17 protein-coding genes and 1 pseudogene are annotated in these 15,626 nt (G+C 66.3%); 12 read left to right on the forward strand and 6 right to left on the reverse strand.

Translation table 11 applies throughout. From position 1 onward, the window contains the following. Positions 1 to 12 precede the first annotated feature (12 nt). Together Q322_RS0114825 and Q322_RS0114830 are read left to right on the forward strand one after the other, a co-directional pair. Positions 13 to 582, forward strand: coding sequence for a hypothetical protein (locus Q322_RS0114825; RefSeq protein WP_034418717.1), 570 nt, complete (start codon positions 13 to 15; stop codon positions 580 to 582). Then, complete coding sequence (locus Q322_RS0114830) at positions 566 to 2,065, forward strand: GGDEF domain-containing protein (protein ID WP_029478690.1); 1,500 nt, start codon at positions 566 to 568, stop codon at positions 2,063 to 2,065. The genes Q322_RS0114825 and Q322_RS0114830 overlap by 17 nt, the downstream gene beginning before the upstream one ends. Before the next feature lie 6 nt (positions 2,066 to 2,071). Here the strand turns inward: Q322_RS0114830 and Q322_RS0114835 are convergent, their stop codons facing one another. From Q322_RS0114835 to Q322_RS0114855, 5 genes are all read right to left on the reverse strand, one after another. Further along, complete coding sequence (locus Q322_RS0114835) at positions 2,072 to 3,064, reverse strand: hypothetical protein (protein WP_029478691.1); 993 nt, start codon at positions 3,062 to 3,064, stop codon at positions 2,072 to 2,074. Positions 3,065 to 3,180: 116 nt separating this feature from the next. After that, complete coding sequence (locus Q322_RS0114840; RefSeq protein WP_029478692.1) at positions 3,181 to 4,716, reverse strand: B12-binding domain-containing radical SAM protein; 1,536 nt, start codon at positions 4,714 to 4,716, stop codon at positions 3,181 to 3,183. A 211-nt stretch (positions 4,717 to 4,927) separates the two neighbouring features. After that, the gene (locus Q322_RS0114845) at positions 4,928 to 5,692 is read right to left on the reverse strand and encodes a monofunctional DNA glycosylase (RefSeq protein WP_029478693.1); all 765 of its coding nucleotides are present in this window, start codon (positions 5,690 to 5,692) and stop codon (positions 4,928 to 4,930) included. An 8-nt stretch (positions 5,693 to 5,700) separates the two neighbouring features. Beyond that, complete coding sequence (locus tag Q322_RS0114850) at positions 5,701 to 5,880, reverse strand: hypothetical protein (RefSeq protein WP_029478694.1); 180 nt, start codon at positions 5,878 to 5,880, stop codon at positions 5,701 to 5,703. Positions 5,881 to 6,042: 162 nt separating this feature from the next. Beyond that, the gene (locus Q322_RS0114855) at positions 6,043 to 6,549 is read right to left on the reverse strand and encodes a transcription initiation factor IIE subunit alpha family protein (protein WP_029478695.1); all 507 of its coding nucleotides are present in this window, start codon (positions 6,547 to 6,549) and stop codon (positions 6,043 to 6,045) included. Between the two features lie 483 nt (positions 6,550 to 7,032). Between Q322_RS0114855 and Q322_RS0114860 the strand changes: the two genes are divergently transcribed. The 5 genes and pseudogenes from Q322_RS0114860 (at position 7,033) to Q322_RS0114880 (ending at position 10,080) form a co-directional block, all read left to right on the forward strand. Next, positions 7,033 to 7,338, forward strand: a complete 306-nt coding sequence (locus Q322_RS0114860) for a hypothetical protein (protein WP_156953082.1) — start codon at positions 7,033 to 7,035, stop codon at positions 7,336 to 7,338. Continuing rightward, positions 7,332 to 7,478, forward strand: a complete 147-nt coding sequence (locus Q322_RS23475) for a hypothetical protein (RefSeq protein ID WP_156953083.1) — start codon at positions 7,332 to 7,334, stop codon at positions 7,476 to 7,478. Before Q322_RS0114860 ends, Q322_RS23475 begins: the two co-directional genes overlap by 7 nt. Positions 7,479 to 7,483: 5 nt before the next feature. After that, a pseudogene (locus Q322_RS0114870) lies at positions 7,484 to 7,675 on the forward strand (helix-turn-helix transcriptional regulator); the annotation flags it as partial. A 403-nt stretch (positions 7,676 to 8,078) separates the two neighbouring features. Further along, positions 8,079 to 8,813, forward strand: coding sequence for an ABC transporter ATP-binding protein (locus tag Q322_RS0114875; RefSeq protein WP_029478698.1), 735 nt, complete (start codon positions 8,079 to 8,081; stop codon positions 8,811 to 8,813). Between the two features lie 31 nt (positions 8,814 to 8,844). Then, complete coding sequence (locus Q322_RS0114880; protein ID WP_029478699.1) at positions 8,845 to 10,080, forward strand: ABC transporter permease; 1,236 nt, start codon at positions 8,845 to 8,847, stop codon at positions 10,078 to 10,080. Positions 10,081 to 10,194: 114 nt separating this feature from the next. Here the strand turns inward: Q322_RS0114880 and Q322_RS0114885 are convergent, their stop codons facing one another. Beyond that, on the reverse strand, positions 10,195 to 11,178 hold the full coding sequence (locus Q322_RS0114885; RefSeq protein ID WP_034418720.1) for an alpha/beta fold hydrolase: 984 nt from the start codon (positions 11,176 to 11,178) through the stop codon (positions 10,195 to 10,197). 87 nt (positions 11,179 to 11,265) lie between these two features. On the opposite strand from Q322_RS0114885, the gene Q322_RS0114890 reads away from it, so the two are divergent. The 5 genes from Q322_RS0114890 (at position 11,266) to paaD (ending at position 15,516) form a co-directional block, all read left to right on the forward strand. Then, positions 11,266 to 12,255, forward strand: coding sequence for a polyprenyl synthetase family protein (locus Q322_RS0114890; protein ID WP_029478701.1), 990 nt, complete (start codon positions 11,266 to 11,268; stop codon positions 12,253 to 12,255). A 179-nt stretch (positions 12,256 to 12,434) separates the two neighbouring features. After that, positions 12,435 to 13,412: a 1,2-phenylacetyl-CoA epoxidase subunit PaaA gene (gene paaA / locus Q322_RS0114895; protein ID WP_029478702.1), complete on the forward strand. Its 978-nt coding sequence runs from the start codon at positions 12,435 to 12,437 to the stop codon at positions 13,410 to 13,412. Between the two features lie 103 nt (positions 13,413 to 13,515). After that, the gene (locus Q322_RS0114900) at positions 13,516 to 14,193 is read left to right on the forward strand and encodes a phenylacetic acid degradation protein (protein ID WP_029478703.1); all 678 of its coding nucleotides are present in this window, start codon (positions 13,516 to 13,518) and stop codon (positions 14,191 to 14,193) included. After that, positions 14,190 to 14,969: a 1,2-phenylacetyl-CoA epoxidase subunit PaaC gene (gene paaC / locus Q322_RS0114905; protein ID WP_029478704.1), complete on the forward strand. Its 780-nt coding sequence runs from the start codon at positions 14,190 to 14,192 to the stop codon at positions 14,967 to 14,969. The genes Q322_RS0114900 and paaC overlap by 4 nt, the downstream gene beginning before the upstream one ends. A 46-nt stretch (positions 14,970 to 15,015) precedes the next feature. Continuing rightward, positions 15,016 to 15,516 carry a 1,2-phenylacetyl-CoA epoxidase subunit PaaD gene (paaD, locus tag Q322_RS0114910; RefSeq protein WP_029478705.1) on the forward strand — a complete coding sequence of 167 codons (501 nt, stop codon included), beginning with the start codon at positions 15,016 to 15,018 and terminating at the stop codon, positions 15,514 to 15,516. Positions 15,517 to 15,626: the final 110 nt, after the last annotated feature.

Genomic DNA, 15,626 nt, shown 5'->3' on the forward strand with positions numbered 1-15,626 from the left:
CTGGCAGCGGAGATGTTCAGTGTGCCCCCCGCCTTCCCGCCCGTCCATGACCTGCTGTGGTCGCTGGTCCTGTGCGTCTGTCTGGGCGCGGGTGGACGGGGGGCAAAGACTTCACCTGTCCATCCCGCATCCGCCCTGTCCTTCTCTGGCCGGTCCGCCCCCACCTTGCGGGGCGCGCAGGTCCGTGTGGACATTCTGGGAGCAGGCGGCCCCTGGCTTGCCCGGACGCTGCCCCCCCAGATCGCCACCCGGCTGCACGTCGGCCCGGGCCGGGCGGTGGTGCAGGAGGGACGGCTAAGGCGGGTGGTCGTCGGCAGCGCCTCCGAACTGCGGCACTCCCGCGCTGGGGCTGATCTGCTGCCGATCCAGCTTTTCCGGACCCTGAGTGGTGCGGTCAGCGACGCCGGGAATCCCCGCACCGATCTGAGCGTCACGCTGGGGGATCAGACCCAGACCCGCGGGCTGGACAGCCATCTGGGCGGGCGTTTTGCCAGGTCCGTGCCGCTGCCCACGCACGGCGCGCCCGCCTCGCCGCCCCTGTGCGGTCGCGCCGACAACCGGAGCCATGCTCAGCTTTCATGATTTCGCCCTTACCCGCCACGGCACGGTTCGCCGGTACCGGCGGCTGGCCGTGCCGCTGGCCGCGCTGCTGGCGGGTGGACTGGCCTGGGCGCTGCCCGAGAACGGCCTGCTGTGGGACGCCCTGAACCGCGCCCTGCCCGGTTCTTCCAACGGGCGCGTGCTGGTGGTGGGCATCGATGACGCCACGCTGCGGGATTACGGGCGCGTCGGCAGTTGGCCGCACGAGCTGTACCGCCAGGCCCTGAACACGCTGGACCGGGCCGGGGTCGCCGCCATCGGTGTGGACGTGCTGCTGGGCGATTCGGCACGCAACGACGCCGCGCTGGCCGCCGTGTTCAGCCGCCCCAACGTGGTGCGGGCGACGGCCCCCGGAGAACCCACCACCCTGCGCCCCGACTGGCGCTCGCCCACTGGCATCAGCGCCCTGAACCTGAGCGAGGACGGCGTCGTGCGGTTTTTTCAGACCGCTTACGCTGATCCGGCGTCTCCAGGCGGCCTGGCCCCCAGTTTCGCGCGTCAACTGGTGGTGGCGGCGGGGCGTAACGTTCCCCTGGACCCCCGGGCGCGCATCCTGCGCTACAGCGCGCCCGGTCCCCAGCCCCTGCCCGTGATTCCCTTCCGCGATGTGGTAAACGGCACCATCCGCCACGGCGACTTTCAGAATCGGGTGGTGCTGGTGGGCCTGACTGCCAGCGGCGCGGGCGGCCTGACGGCGCGGGATGTGGGCGGTGCGGTGGTGCCCGGCGTGGGATTACAGGCGCGGGCGGTCTCCAGCCTGCTCAGCGGGCCGTTCGTCTATCTGCCGCTGTGGACCACCGTACTGGCGGGCGTGCTGGCCGCCGTCGCCGCCGTGCTGGCCGGGGGGCTATGGGGCTTTGCCATCGCGCTGCTGGCGCTGGCGCTGGCCGTGCCGTACTGGCTGCTGGGCACGCTGCTGCCAGGGGTCACGCTGTCGCTGTGCGCGGTGCTGGGCACCGGCCTGGTCATGCTGGAACGCTGGTGGGGCCTGCGCCACGCGGGCGGGCGCGATTCCCTGACCGGCTTCGGCAACCGGCTGGCCTTTACCCGCGCCGTCGAGGGACGCTGGCAGGGCCGCCACAGCCGCCCGCTGGGCCTGCTGCTGGTGGACCTCAGCGGCTTTCGCAAGGTCAACGCGGTGTACGGCCACGCCGCCGGGAACGAGCTGCTGCGCGAGCTGGCGGGCCGCATCATGCAGCACAAGCGCCGGGGAGACCTGATCTTCCGCTGGGGTCCGGACGAGTTCGCCGTGCTGCTGGACAACACCCCCGCCGCCGAGCTGGCGGACCTGACCCGCCGAGTACAACTGTCGCTGGACGCCGTGTCGTACCGCGATTTGCCCCTCCAGGCCAGCGTGGGCGGGGCCAGCACCGGCCCGGACATCCAGACCCCCACCGATCTGGTCGAGGCCGCCAGCCGCAGCCGCTACAGCATTAAATACCAGCGCGAACAGTGGCGGGTTTAGGTGGGATCACGCTCCCACCTCCCGTTTGAGCGTGATCCGCGCGCCCTCGCGGACGAAACCCAGGCGTTCATTGACCGCCAGCATGGGCCGGTTGATGCTGTGATTGCCGCTGCGTGAGTGCGTGTATCCCCGTCCCAGCGCGGCGCGGGCGGCGGCCAGTTTGAGCGCCAGCGCGACGCCCTGGCCCCGCCACTGCGGCAAAACTCCGGTCAGACCGTTGTGCAGCGTGCCTGGGCGCGTGGCGATGGGCAGATGCAGTTCACTCAGGCCCACCCACCCGCCGTCCGGGGCCAGGGCGATGAACACACCTTCCGGCGATATCTTCGCGCCCGCCCGGCGCTGCCAGACCTCGAAGGGCCACACGCTGACCGGTGTGGTGCTGGGCACATCGGCCAGCAGGGCGGCCACCAGGCTGTAAAGGCGGCGCTGCTGCGGTTCGTCAAATTCGCCCAGTGCCGAGAGGGGCCGAACAGTCACATCTGCCGCCGCCACCCGCGCTTCCGTCCCGGCAAAGCGGGCGAAGTCCAGCGTCCGCAGATCGAGGGTGCTGTGCCACATGCGGTCATGCTCGGCGTAGCCACGCGCCAGCAGGAAACCGTGTTCCCACCAGTCCTCGTGGACGTGGGAGACCAGCGTGCTTGCGGCGTGGGCCAGGGCATAGGCCTCGGCGAGTCTGAGCAGCTCTGCGGCCAGCTCGCCGCCCGCCCCGTCCTGCCGGGTGCGAACCTTGACCTCCAGCCAGCCGGGATGCCCGTCCATACGCGGCACGCCGGTTTCGGCCAGCCCTACGACGTCCTTGCCGCGCAGGGCCAGAAGTTGCCGCCAGGGTTCATCCGGCGTCCGGCCAGCCTCAAACCGTTGTTGATCTTCGGCAGAGGTTGGGGCATCCGGGTGCGCGGCGCTCAGGAACTCGGCCAGGCGCGGGAAGTCGGAGGCGCTGCCCTCTCGGAGCTGGAGACCGGGCAAGCCGGGGAGTGGGTGAGCGGCGGTGGGTTCCATGCGCGAGTACAGCACAGGGCAGCCGGCGGGCGCATCGGCCAATCGGCGGAGTGCAATGGAAAATCCCTCCGCAGGCATGGCCCGCAGAGCGGCGGAGGGGTTGAGTAAGGGGTTTCTTAAACTGCCAGCCCCTCTGCGTGTGCGCTGACTTCCCGCGCCGCGTACTGGCCGGGCGGCAGGCTGATCAGCGAGGCGTCGTTGCCGCCGAACTCGTCCACCCAGCCGATCTCGTCCAGCGCCTTTTTCCACGCGCCGATGCTCTCGTTGCGGTAGATCGAGTAGGCGGCCATACCGATCTCGGGACCGCCGCGCGCAATCACGCTTTCCACCCAGGCCCACTTGGCAGACACATTTCGCAGTTCGGCAGTGCGGCGCAGTTCCTTCTGGATGCGCTTGAGCCGCCCCTCGATCACCCCCACGCCCGCGAAGGGATCGGCGAAGTGCGGCGTGTGCCGCTTGGGAACGAACGGCGAGACGCCCAGCGCGATGCGGTTGATGCCCGCCAGCTCCTTGGTAAACGCGATCAGTTCGCTGATGTCGTCGTCGTTCTCCGGCCCCAGCCCGATCATCATGTAGACCTTGAGGCCCGAGAAGCCCAGGTCACGGCTGATCTGCGCGGTCTTGAGCAGGTCCTCGGTGGTAATGCCCTTCTTGAGCCAGCGGCGCAGGCGTTCGCTGGGGGCGTCGGAGGCTACTGTAAAGGTTCGCAATCCGCCCGCCTTCAGAATCTCGGCCAGTTCGGTGTCTACCGTGTCGGCGCGGATGGAACTGACGCCCAGCTTGACGCCGCGCTCGGTCAGGGTGCGCCCCACGAACTTGGTGTGCGGAAAGTCGGACAGCGCCGCGCCCACCAGGCCCACCTTCTGCGCCCAGTCGGGGATCACGTCCAGCAGTTCCTGGCCGCCGTTGTTGCGGTTGGGGCCGTACATGGTGCGCGCCAGACAGAAAGTGCAGGGGCGCGGGCAGCCGCGCTGGGCCTCCACCAGAAACATGTTGCTCAGCTCGCTGTGTGGCGTCACGATCTGGCTGTAGGCGGGCAGCAGCTCCTTGGGCGCAGTGGCCCACGTCGGCTCGTGCGTGTGCCGCGCGGGCAAAAAGATGCCCGGCATGCCGTCGATCAGGTCGTAGAAATCCTCGCGCGAAGTGGCCTCGCGCAGCGCGTCCGACACCACCGGAATGATCTGCTCGCCGTCCCCGATCACGATCACGTCGGCAAAGGGGACCAGCGGATACGGGTTGGAAGAGGTCAGCGGCCCGCCGATCATCACGATGGCGTCGGTGTCGTCGCGTTTCTCTCGCAGGGGATGGATGCCCACCACGTCCAGCATGCGGATGATGTTGGTCAGGTCCAGCTCGAAGGACACGCTCAGGGCGAACAGTTCGCAGTCGCCCGCCTCGCGTCCGGTTTCCACCGTGGGCAGCGGCTGGCCCAGCTTCTCGAAGGCGTCCACGTCGTCGGGCAAAAAGGCGCGCTCACAGGCCACGCCTTCTTCGTTGTTGAACATGCGGTAGATGACCTGAAAGCCCAGCGAGGCCATGCCCACGCTGTAGCGGTTGGGAAAGGCCAGCGTCACACGCACCGGGGCGTGCTTGAACATCGTTCCCGTTTCATCGTCCAGCAAAGGTTTCATGGTATTGCGCCAGTAACTCAAAACTCCTCCGGGTGCGCGCATCGGCCCCGGAAGTTGCCAGAGGTCAGCAGGGAGGCGGGCGCGTCACAGCCGCCCAGTGTAGCGCGTTTGAGTGCGAGAAATGGAGGATCGGATGGGGTGCGGGCGTAAGGGGGACGGTCCCACGCAAACCCCACAGTCGGTCCCGCCGCCAGCTCCCTTCAAGGGGAGCCAGGGGGAGCCAGGGGGAGCTTCATTCCGGCTTCTCGGCCCCTTTTCCCTTCGCCTTCACGGTTTCGCTAAAGCTCGGCACCTGACCGCCGAAGATGGAAAAGGCGTCGCAGCGCCCGCGCAGGACGCACAGGCCGCATCTGGGGCGGCTCCAGGAACAGACCTGCTGGCCGTGCCTCAGCAGATTCAGGTGAAGCTCGTACAGAAACGGCGGATCTTCAGGCAGCACCTTGAGCAGCGCGCGGTGGGCCGCCTGCTCGCCCATCAACGCGATTGCGCCGACGCGGGTGGTAATGCGGTGGACGTGGGTGTCCACCGGAAAAACTGGGTGCGCGTAATTAAACAGCAGCACCAGGCTGGCGGTCTTCACTCCAACGCCGGGTAGATCCGTCAGCCATTTCATCGCGTCCTTGCTGGGCATATCGCGCAGGAATTCCAGGGTGTAGCTGCCGGGCGAATCGCGCAGGCGGCGCAGGGTTTCCTGGATGCGCGGGGCCTTGCTCTCGGGGTAATTGCTGCGGCGGATGGCGTGGGCGACGGCCTCGGTGGGCGCAGCGATGATCGCGTCCCAGTCGCCGATCTCGCACAGTTCGTCGTAAGCGGCGGCCTCGTCCTGCCAGGTGGTGCGCTGCGACAGGATGGTGCTGATCAGCTCGTGCATCGGCTCGCGGCGGGGGTCCAAGTGGCGGTCCCCGTACTCGGCGTGCAGCTCTTCCCTGATCCATCGCAGCAGTTCAGCCCGTTCCTCTTCAGGGCGGGCCGCGTTCAGCGCAGGTTCGGCGGTCATCGGTCTGGCTAGCTGCCGGGTGTGCTGTCGTCTTCCACCGCGTCACGCGCGCCCTCGGCGGGGCCGTCCTTGTCGGCGGGATCGACGTTGGGGGCCTGGCCCCGGTCCTGCTCGGGGATGGGCTGGCTCTGGCCCTCGGCGGGGGACTGGTTGGCGGGATCGTAGCCCGGCTTGGTGTCGTCGCTCATGCACCGCAGCCTGCGCGCCCCGCTGTGGTTGTGGGGCTGATGTGGGTGAAGGGGACTTTAGGCAGTGAGCGAGGCGGCCTTTTCGCGTGACCGCACAAGACAAACCGAACCTCCCGTTCAAAGGAGGTCCGGCTGTTTTGCAGTCCGCCCAGCTCAAACGCTTCAGGCGACCTGCTTCTTTTTGCCCGTTGCGGCGGGGGCACTTTGCTCCTGGCCCAGCGCCTGAACTTCTTTCATGCGGAAGATCACCAGGCTGCCCACGAAGGTGCAGGTGACCATGCCGTGCGCGTTCAGCAGGCTCAGGGCGGTCATGACGTCCTCGCGGGTCATGCGGAGTTGCTCGCTCATGTACAGAGCGCTGTCGGCGCGGCCTTCAAGATAATCACGGACCTTTTTGGCGTCGCTCGTCAGCGGGGTGGCTGGCACGTCGGCCAGACCGGGATCGGCCAGACCATACACCGCACGGGTGCCGGTGCCGGGCAGGCGGCGCACGCGGCCCTGGTCCAGCAGGCTGGCGAGGGCGGCGCGCAGGTGAGACAGCGCCAGGCCGGTGGTCTTGGCCAGTTCGGTCTCGACCCATTCGGGCTTGCTGTCCAGGGCACTCAGCACCAGCTTTTCATTGGCGCGGCGGGTTTCTTGGAGGTCTTCGAGGGTGGGGGGGTTAAACATTCAGTGTCCTCCGACTGAGAATTAAAGGCGGCGCGACAGCCCATCTCCCAAGCACCGTCATCAATTCCAAAGAAGCGATTTAACGTCTGGACCGTCTGTATGAATCGGTACATCTGTATGAATCGGTACAAACGTGAAAAATCTGAAATGAGTGCACTCACAGGCGCAACTTTCCTATTGTCACATAGCTTCTCTCATTTTTGATGAGGCTGCTGAGTGTTGATCTTGAGGAAACTGGAGAGGCTCACCCGGCCCCGGAGTCAGCTCAACTTGATAGGAGAGTCAGGAGAGCTGTGCTCCCAGGTCAGGGAAATTTGACATTCGTAGAGATTGTTATTTTCCCCCTCGTGTCATCAATCTCACCACGGGACTGCATCTGGCAAGCAGATTCATCGTTCGACTGCGGTGTGTCCATAAAAGTTAGGCGCTTATCGACTGCATTGGTTCCCAGAACCAGACTCCCACACATCAAGGAGGCTTGATATGGCCCCTATTCCAGCTCCCTCTGCATCCTCTCGCCCTGAGCGCAGCCGCGCGCAGAGGGTGGGCGCGCTGTCGGGCAGAATGGGCTTGATCGGTGGTCTGCTGGCGACTCTGGCGACTGTACTGATCGGAGTTGGCGATAGTGGCAGCGGCGATCTCCTCAGTTTTGTCAAGGGTATGGGCTTCGGTATTCTCTCGGCCCTGCCTTTCTTCCTCGCCATGCTTACTGTCCGCGCCATGTTGTTGATGGACGAGTATATGCGCGCGCACTGCATATGCAGGCCACCAGCATTGCTTGCATGGTAACGATGGTGGTTTCCGGTGGCCTGATTGCGCTGGAGGCCGCCCTCAAGTTTCAGACCCCTTCGTTCGTGTATTACGCGGTGGGGATGCTGAGCTGGATTGTCGCGCTGGCCGCCCTGAATCGGCGCAGCCGCCGGGAGTAGGGGCGGTGGACAACCACATCCGCACCCTGCGCGCCGCGCGGCAGTGGACCCAGGCGGATCTGGCCGCCGAACTGGACGTGAGCCGTCAGACCGTCAACGCGCTGGAGACAGGCAAATACGATCCCAGCCTGCCGCTGGCCTTCCGCATCGCGCGGCTGTTCGGGCGGCCCATCGAGGACATTTTTATTGACCCGGATCGGCCCGGCGAATCTGTTCCCGTGGCCGCGTCTGTACCGGAACCGGGCTTCGATTATCAGACCCGCACTGCCATCGCCCTGAACGAACTGGGCATCCTGCGTGAAATGGGTGAACAGGGCTGGGAGCTGACCGGGGTAGGACTGGGAACGCTGTCGTTCCGCCGCGCCGTGGGCCAGCAAGACGCCGCGCCGCGCTGGCTGTATCAACGCCTCAGCGGCCTGCTGAGCAGCGAGCAGCGCCAGGAGCTGACCCAGCAGGGCTGGACACTGGTGGACACCTGGCTGGGCGGCGTTTTTCATTACTTCAGGCGGCCCCTGCCCTGACCCCTGACCAGTCCGCGGCAACTCCCTGCTTCCTGCACGCGTATCCCCTCCCAGGAGACCCATGACCCAAACTCAGACCATGCTGGACATTCACAACGTCACCAAAACCTACGGCAAGTTCACGGCCCTCAAGGGCGTGTCCCTAAGCGCCCCGGAAGGCGAGGTCTTCGGCCTGCTCGGTCCCAACGGCGCGGGCAAGACCACGCTGCTGCGGATTCTGGCGACGCTGCTGCGCCCCACGTCCGGTACGGCGGCGGTGGCCGGGTACGACGTGCTGCGGCGTCCTGAAGAGGTGCGCCGCCGCGTGGGCGTGGTCAACGGCGGCATGGGCCTGCCCGCCCGCCTAACCGGGCGCGAGGTGCTGCGTTCGTTCGCTGGGCTGTACGGCATGAACCGCGCCCAGACCGAGGCCCGCATTGCCGAACTGGACGCGGGGCTGGAACTGGGCCGCACCCTGGACGTGCGCGCCGGGGATTACAGCACCGGCATGAAGCAGAAGGTGGTGATCGCCCGCGCGGTGATCCAGGACCCGCCCGTCCTCATTCTGGACGAGGCGGCCAGCGGCCTGGACATTTTCGCGCGGCGCACGCTGCTGGATTTTGTCCTCGCCACCCGCGCGCCGGGGCGGCTGACCCTGTACTCCACCCACGTCATGTCCGAGGCCGAGGAGGTCTGTGACCGCGTGGCCATCCTGCATGAGGGCCAGTTGCTGACCGTGGGCCGCATCCCCGACATCCTGGCGCAGACCGGAGAGGGCAATCTGGAACGCGCCTTTTTCTCGCTGGTGCGCGGGGGTGAACAGCGTGCAGTCTGAGAGCAGATCCTCTAGGAGCATTCGCCCGAGGATGGTCTGGCGTATCGCGGCCCGCGATCTGCTGTCCACCCTGCGGGACCGCCGCACCCTGGCCGCCACCATTTTAATGCCGCTGATCCTGATTCCGGCGCTGTCGCTGGGCTTGCCGCTATTGCTGGGCAGCTTTATCGGCGGCCAGCAGCAGGAGCGGCAGAAGGTGGGCGTGGTGGGAACCCTGCCCCTGGCGCTGCGAACCGCGCTGGAACAGGACGAGCAGCAGGGCGGCCAGACCGTGCGGGCGGGCGTGACCCTGGTTCCCGTGACGGACCCCGGAAAAGCCGTGCAGTCCGGCGATGTAGAGGCCGCCATTCAGGCCCCGGCCCCGCTGCCCACCCGCGCCGGGCAGGGCAGTGCCGAGCTGGAGGTCTATGCCAAGACCAGCAGCCTGCGCGCCCAGGCCGGGGCCTACGGCAAGGTGCAGGACGTGGTGGACCGCTACAACCGTACGCTGACGCTGGACCGCCTGAAGGGCCTGGGCCTGGGCGCGGACACCCTGACGCCCGTGACCGTCAAGTCCATCGACGCCAGCCCCCCGCAGGAGCAGCGCAGCGGACAACTGGCCTTTTTAATCCCGTTTTTAATGCTCCAGTTCATCCTGTCGGGCGGCATGGCCACCGCCATCGACGCCACTGCCGGGGAAAAGGAGCGCGGCACCCTGGAAAGTCTGCTGGTCTCGCCGGTGCGCCGCGCCGAAGTCGTGAGTGGCAAGCTGCTGGCCACCACCATCACCGCTCTGACCAGCGCGTGCTTCAGCGTGGCGGGCTTTTTGATCAGCGGTCTTGTGGCGGCCATCTTCCTGAAAACCAGAAGCGGTCTGGGGGCGGACATCACCGGGGCGATGGGCGGCCAACTCAGCCTGACCCTCGGCGGCACGCTGGCGCTGCTGGGGCTGGCCGCCAGCGCCGCGTTGATCATCAGCGCCCTGCTGATTGCCATTGGCATTTACGCCCGCAGCTTCAAGGAGGCGCAGACGTATATCGCGCCGCTGACGCTGGTAATCGTGCTGCCCGCCGTGATGCTGCAATTCGCCGACTTTCTGACCCTGAGCACTGCCGTTTATGCCGCGCCGCTGTTCGGCTCGATGGTCTCGATCCTGAACATCGTCAAGGGCGCGGCCCAACCGTCCCAGATTCTCCTCGCCATCCTCGCCAACCTGATCGGGGCGGCGCTGCTGTCATTGCTGGCACTCCGTTCATTCGGGCGGGAGGAAGTGATTTTCAGGAATTAGCGCGGGGCGGACAACCGCTGACCCGCTGATTGCCCACCGCCCTTTTCCGTGGCAGAGGTGCAAAAGGAAAAGCCCCCTCCGTGGGGGAGAGGGCTGGATGGGGGGGCTTCAAAGCTATCTCTGCCCCACCCAGAACGCGTCCAGCGCCGCTTTCACTTCCGGCATCTTCTCAAAGTGAGGCAGCCCATCGGTTCCCCCGATCCGTACGGCCCTCACGCCGTCTTGCTGCGTGAACAGTTGCAGGCGGTCAAAGCTCACGAAGCCGTCCTGGTCGTACAGGACGATCACGGGAATGGTCAGTTTGCTGTACAGGTCCCCGTAAGCGTCGCCCGTGAACAGTTGCCCGCTGATGAAATACACCGGGGCGTACTTTGCGCCCGGCTGGCGGGTGGTGTCCACCGCATAGTCCACCAGCCCCTGATCCACTGGCCCCCGGAACGAGCGCCTCAGAAAGTATTCGATGACGGGGCGCGTCCGCAGGGTGGAATACAGCGGTGTGCTGACCGAGTTCAGGCGGTTGTACAGTTTCTGGCCGCCGTCCTCCGCGCCTGCCTCCTGTGTGCCGCCGCGCGGCTGGCCCAGACCGCTGGGGCTGAGCAGCGCCAGACTGCGGATGCGCGGGTCACCCAGGGCAGCGCGGGCGGCGAATTCGCTGCCCAGGCTGAGGCCCACCACGTCCACATCCGCGCCGATCAGCGTCACCAGGGCGTTCAGCGAGCGGGTCATCAACTCCTCGGTGTACCGGGTATCCGGGCGGGCGCTGCTGCCGAAGCCGGGCCATTCCAGCGCGTAGACCGGGCGGGTGCCGACGTAGGCGTCCCACAGGGGCTTCATCTCGTAGGCGCTGGCGGCGGCGTTCACGCTGGGGGTCAGGACCAGGGGGCGGCCCTCGCCGCGCGTGTCGGCGTAGTAGGCCACCTGTCCAAAGCCGGGCAGCTCGAAGAAGCGCCGCTCACCGCCCACGGCAGGGCGCAGATCGGTGGTGGCTCTGGCGCTGGGCACGGGCGCGGTGGTGGCGGTGGGGGCACAGGCGGCCAGTCCCAAGGCGGCGGTCCCCGCGAGCAGGATCAGGGCGACAGTTTTGCGAGAGAGCTTCATAATGTAATGTTGCTCTCTAAGTGGGCGCGCTGTCTGTTTGGTGCAGTACGGTTCCGTTTCTCGCCAGGGCCGCTAGACTGCCTCTCAATGCGTCCCGATCTGCTGTCCCGCGTGCTGTCGCTGCTGCCCGAGCGCGGCGCGCGTCCCGAATATCAAGTGTATTACGACATGCTGCGCGATTATCCCCGGCGCGGCGGCAAGGGCATCCGCAGCGAATTGCTGCTGGCCAGCGCCCGCGCACATGGCGTCGCCGCTGGTACGCCGCAGTGGGAGGCGACCCTGTGGCTGGCCGCCGCGCTGGAACTGTTCCAGAACTGGGTGCTGATCCACGACGACATCGAGGACGATTCCGAGGAACGCCGGGGCAAACCCGCCCTGCACCGCCTGCACGGCGTTCCGCTGGCGATCAATGCGGGTGACGCCCTGCACGCCTATATGTGGGCCGCCGTCCAGCGCGCCGGGGTGCCGGGCAGCATGGACGAATTCCTGAACATGATCCATCACACCGCGCAGGGGCAGCACCTCGATTTGTGCTGGGTGGAGGGCCGCCGCTGGGACCTGGTGGAAGAGGATTACCTGGAAATGGTGCGCCAGAAGACCGCCTACTACACGGTGGTCATTCCGCTGCGGCTCGGCGCACTGGCGGCGGGGGCGCAGCCTTCCGAACAGTTCACGGCTGCCGGGCTGGCGCTGGGCGCGGCCTTCCAGATCCGCGACGACGTGTTGAATCTGGCCGGGGACGCCGCCAAATACGGCAAGGAAATCGGCGGCGACCTGCTGGAGGGCAAGCGCACCCTGATCGTCTTGCACTGGCTCCGAACCGCCCCCAGCCCCCAGCGGCAGGCATTCCTGAAACAGATGGGCCTGGACCGCCCCGACAAGGACGCCCAGACGGTTGCCGACATTCACGGCTGGCTGCTGGACAGCGGCAGCGTGACCTACGCCCAGGATTACGCCCACGCCCAGGCGGAGCAGGGGTTGACGCTGCTCTCGCGGGCGTTCGCGGCAGCTCCAGACCAGCAGGCGGCGGGCGAATTGCTGGCCGCCATGCGCAAACTGGCGACGCGTGAATCTTGAAGGTAAAGATGGGATCTGGGTCCGCACCCAGTCCCAGAGTCTCAATTGGTCGTCTGGGACAAGCTTTCCATGATATTTCAGCCCTGCTGTGACACGGCCTGGGCGTCCAGCATTTATAGACCTCACCACCAACCTAACGTTCGTTAGGTAGACTGGGGGGATCTCAGGAGGTTCTTCCTATGACCCAGCCCGTGAACCCAGCAAAGAGCCATATTGCCCCCGATGAAACCGCCGAGCAGCACGCCGCTTTTGAGGCCCGCATCGAGCGCGGTGAGAAGATCGAGGCGGGCGATTGGATGCCCGCCGAGTACCGCCGTCAGTTGATCCGCATGATCTCGCAGCACGCGCACAGCGAAGTGGTGGGCATGCTCCCCGAGGGCGAGTGGATCGCCAGCGCGCCCACGCTGAAGCGCAAGACCATCCTGATGGCCAAGGTGCAGGACGAGGCCGGGCACGGGCAGTACCTCTACCACGCTGCCGAGACCCTGGGCGCGACGCGCGAGGACATGATCGACGCGCTGCTGACCCGCCGCGCCAAGTACAGCAGCATTTTCAACTATCCCACGATGACCTGGGCTGACGTGGGCATGATCGGCTGGCTGGTAGACGGCGCGGCCATCAAGAACCAGACCATGCTGGCGGGCGCAAGTTACGGTCCCTACAGCCGCGCGATGGTCCGCATCTGCTCCGAGGAAACTTTCCATCACAAGCAGGGCAAGGAAATGATCGTCCTGTACGCCCAGGGCAGCGCCGCCCAGCGCGAGATGGCCCAGGACGCCCTGAACCGCTGGTGGTGGCCCGCTTTAATGATGCTGGGGCCGCACGACGCCGACAGCCCAAATACCGGCATCATGAGCAAGTGGGGCGTGAAGCTCAAGACCAACGACGAGGTGCGCCAGGAGTTCATCAACGAGCACGCCCCGGAGTTGTTGGAGGCTGGTCTGACTATTCCTGATCCCGACTTGCATCAGGACGAGATCGGCAACTGGAAGCACGGCCCGATCAACTGGGATGAGTTCTGGGCCGTCATCAAGGGCGAGCGTGGGCTGGGGCAGGAGCGCCTCGCCACCCGTCAGGCCGCCCACGACGACGGGGCCTGGGTGCGTGAGGCGTTACAGGCATACACCAACCGTCAGCGCGCAGTGGCGGCGGACTAGGGACAAACCTCAGTCTGCTTTACGGTCCGCTCCTCCTGAAAAGGAGCGGGGGCAACAACCTGATTTCCCCCTTAAGGAGGGGTACCAACTCCGAAGGACATTCATGACCCAGCCCCAACCCGATCCCCAGTCCGATACCCAGTGGCCGCGCTGGGAAGTATTCAAGCAGGACAGCGAGAAGCGCCCGTATCAGGCGGTGGGCAGCGTCCACGCGGGCGATCCCGATCACGCTTTGCTGACCGCCCGCAACGTGTTCGTGCGCCGTCCCGCCGCCGTCAGCCTGTGGGCCGTGCGTGAGGACCACATCCTGAGCGCCACGCCGGAAGAAGTGGTGTCTCACCCCGACGTGCTGGACACACCTGGCGAGGCTGGGGCCTACCACATAGGCGTCAAGAAGTCCCACAAGCGCAGCATGACCTTTGTGGATTTGATAGCAACGGTGAAGGCGGGCGGCCCCGGCGACGCGCTCCGGCAGGCGCAGGCGCAGCATCCTGACGCCCTGACGTGGGTGGTCTTTGCTGACGTGGCCATTGCCCGGACCGACGACGACGCCGAGACGGTGGAAAGCTGGTTTGCCCCGGCCAGGGACAAGACCTACAAGCAGCAGCAGTATTACGGCGTGATCGGCAAGCATGTCGGCGAACTGAAACGCGAGGGCCGCATGCCCCGCCGGACCACCCAGGAGCCGCATGTGGCGGGTCACAAGGTCTATGACCATCCGCACGATCAGACCAGCGAAATGCTGCGGCAGCGCGCCGCCGAGGTTGAGGTGAAGCCGTGACCGCGCCCACTACCAGCCTTTCTGAGGTTCAGCAGGCCGCCCTGATCCGCAAATTGACCGCCCTAGCCGACGATGAGATCATTCTGGCGCAGCGCGGCGGCGAGTGGACCGGTCAGGCCCCGATCCTGGAAGAGGACATTGCCCTGGCCAACATCGCGCAGGACGAGCTGGGCCACGCCGGGCTGTATCTGGAACTGCGCCGCGCGCTGGACGGCACAGATGCTGACACGCTGGCCTTCACCCGCAGCGCCGATGAGTACACCAGCGCCCGCTTTGTGGAATTGCCGAAAGGTGACTGGGCCTTTACCATGCTGCGCCAGTACCTCTACGACGCCTACGAGGCGCTGTGGCTGGACGCCGCCCGCAAAAGTACCTACGGGCCGCTGGCCGAGGTCGCCAGCAAGGCTTTCCGCGAGGAACGGTTCCACCTCCAGCACACCGCCTTGTGGGTGGAGCGGCTGGCGCTGGGAACGCCCGAAAGCATGAAGCGCACGCAGGACGCTCTGAACGCGCTGTGGCCCTACGTCGGCCAGTTGTTCCAGCCGGTCGCGGGCGAGACTGAGTTGGTAGACGCTGGCCTGCTGCCCGACTTGAACGCCGTCAAAACCCGCTGGGAAGGCTTGATCGTTCCGCATCTGACCGTACAGTGCGGCCTGGTCCTCCCACCCGCCGGGGCCGAGCAGCCCGGACGTGACACCCATACGGAAGACCTCGCGCCGCTGCTGCTTGAAATGCAACGGGTGGCGCGCGAACATCCCGATGTTCTGGTCTGGTAATCGATCTGGGCTGGGTCTCAGTGCCGAGCATCAGTAAGGAGCTTCTATGACTGCAATTCACGCCGAACTGACCCCGCAGGCCATCTGGGCCGCGCTTGCTACCGTGCCAGACCCCGAAATCCCGGTGGTGTCGGTCACCGACATGGGCATGGTCCGGGACGTGCAGATCGGCGAGGACGGCGCGGTCACGGTCACCTTCACGCCCACCTTCAGCGGCTGCCCGGCCCTGCACGTCATCCGCGACAGTATCGGTCAGGCGGTGCGCGAGCTGGGCGCGTCCGCCGTGGAAGTCAAGAGCACCCTGACGCCCCCGTGGACCACCGACTGGATCAAGGAAGACGCCCGCGAACGCCTGCGCCAGTACGGCATCGCCCCGCCTGCCCCCGCCGAGGACGGCCTGATTCAGCTCCAGGCCGACGCCACCCGTTGCCCCCGCTGCGCCAGCTTTGACGTGCGAATGACCGGCAGCTTCGGCCCGACGCTGTGCAAGCGGCTGTATGTGTGCGACGCGTGCAAGGAACCGTTTGAAGGATTTAAGAGCGTGTGAACAAATTTCTGAGTGATCTATTGATCGCGGCATAAATTAGAGTCCATCAAGCGGCGCGGCAACTGGATGTATCTGACGCGCTGCCAGGCACCGACCAGTTTCTCCTTGAG

This window comes from Deinococcus frigens DSM 12807 (assembly GCF_000701425.1).
Lineage (GTDB): Bacteria > Deinococcota > Deinococci > Deinococcales > Deinococcaceae > Deinococcus > Deinococcus frigens.

Coding starts and splice junctions, on each gene's coding strand:
- paaA (WP_029478702.1), top strand. CDS start 12,435: ATGACCCAGCCCGTGAACCCAGCAAAGAGCCATATTGCCCCCGATGAA.
- Q322_RS0114880 (WP_029478699.1), top strand. CDS start 8,845: ATGGTCTGGCGTATCGCGGCCCGCGATCTGCTGTCCACCCTGCGGGAC.
- Q322_RS0114835 (WP_029478691.1), bottom strand. CDS start 3,064: ATGGAACCCACCGCCGCTCACCCACTCCCCGGCTTGCCCGGTCTCCAG.
- Q322_RS0114855 (WP_029478695.1), bottom strand. CDS start 6,549: ATGTTTAACCCCCCCACCCTCGAAGACCTCCAAGAAACCCGCCGCGCC.
- Q322_RS0114875 (WP_029478698.1), top strand. CDS start 8,079: ATGCTGGACATTCACAACGTCACCAAAACCTACGGCAAGTTCACGGCC.
- Q322_RS0114845 (WP_029478693.1), bottom strand. CDS start 5,692: ATGACCGCCGAACCTGCGCTGAACGCGGCCCGCCCTGAAGAGGAACGG.
- Q322_RS0114890 (WP_029478701.1), top strand. CDS start 11,266: ATGCGTCCCGATCTGCTGTCCCGCGTGCTGTCGCTGCTGCCCGAGCGC.
- Q322_RS0114860 (WP_156953082.1), top strand. CDS start 7,033: ATGGCCCCTATTCCAGCTCCCTCTGCATCCTCTCGCCCTGAGCGCAGC.
- paaD (WP_029478705.1), top strand. CDS start 15,016: ATGACTGCAATTCACGCCGAACTGACCCCGCAGGCCATCTGGGCCGCG.
- Q322_RS0114885 (WP_034418720.1), bottom strand. CDS start 11,178: ATGAAGCTCTCTCGCAAAACTGTCGCCCTGATCCTGCTCGCGGGGACC.
- Q322_RS0114825 (WP_034418717.1), top strand. CDS start 13: ATGTTCAGTGTGCCCCCCGCCTTCCCGCCCGTCCATGACCTGCTGTGG.
- Q322_RS0114830 (WP_029478690.1), top strand. CDS start 566: ATGCTCAGCTTTCATGATTTCGCCCTTACCCGCCACGGCACGGTTCGC.
- Q322_RS23475 (WP_156953083.1), top strand. CDS start 7,332: ATGGTAACGATGGTGGTTTCCGGTGGCCTGATTGCGCTGGAGGCCGCC.
- Q322_RS0114900 (WP_029478703.1), top strand. CDS start 13,516: ATGACCCAGCCCCAACCCGATCCCCAGTCCGATACCCAGTGGCCGCGC.
- Q322_RS0114850 (WP_029478694.1), bottom strand. CDS start 5,880: ATGAGCGACGACACCAAGCCGGGCTACGATCCCGCCAACCAGTCCCCC.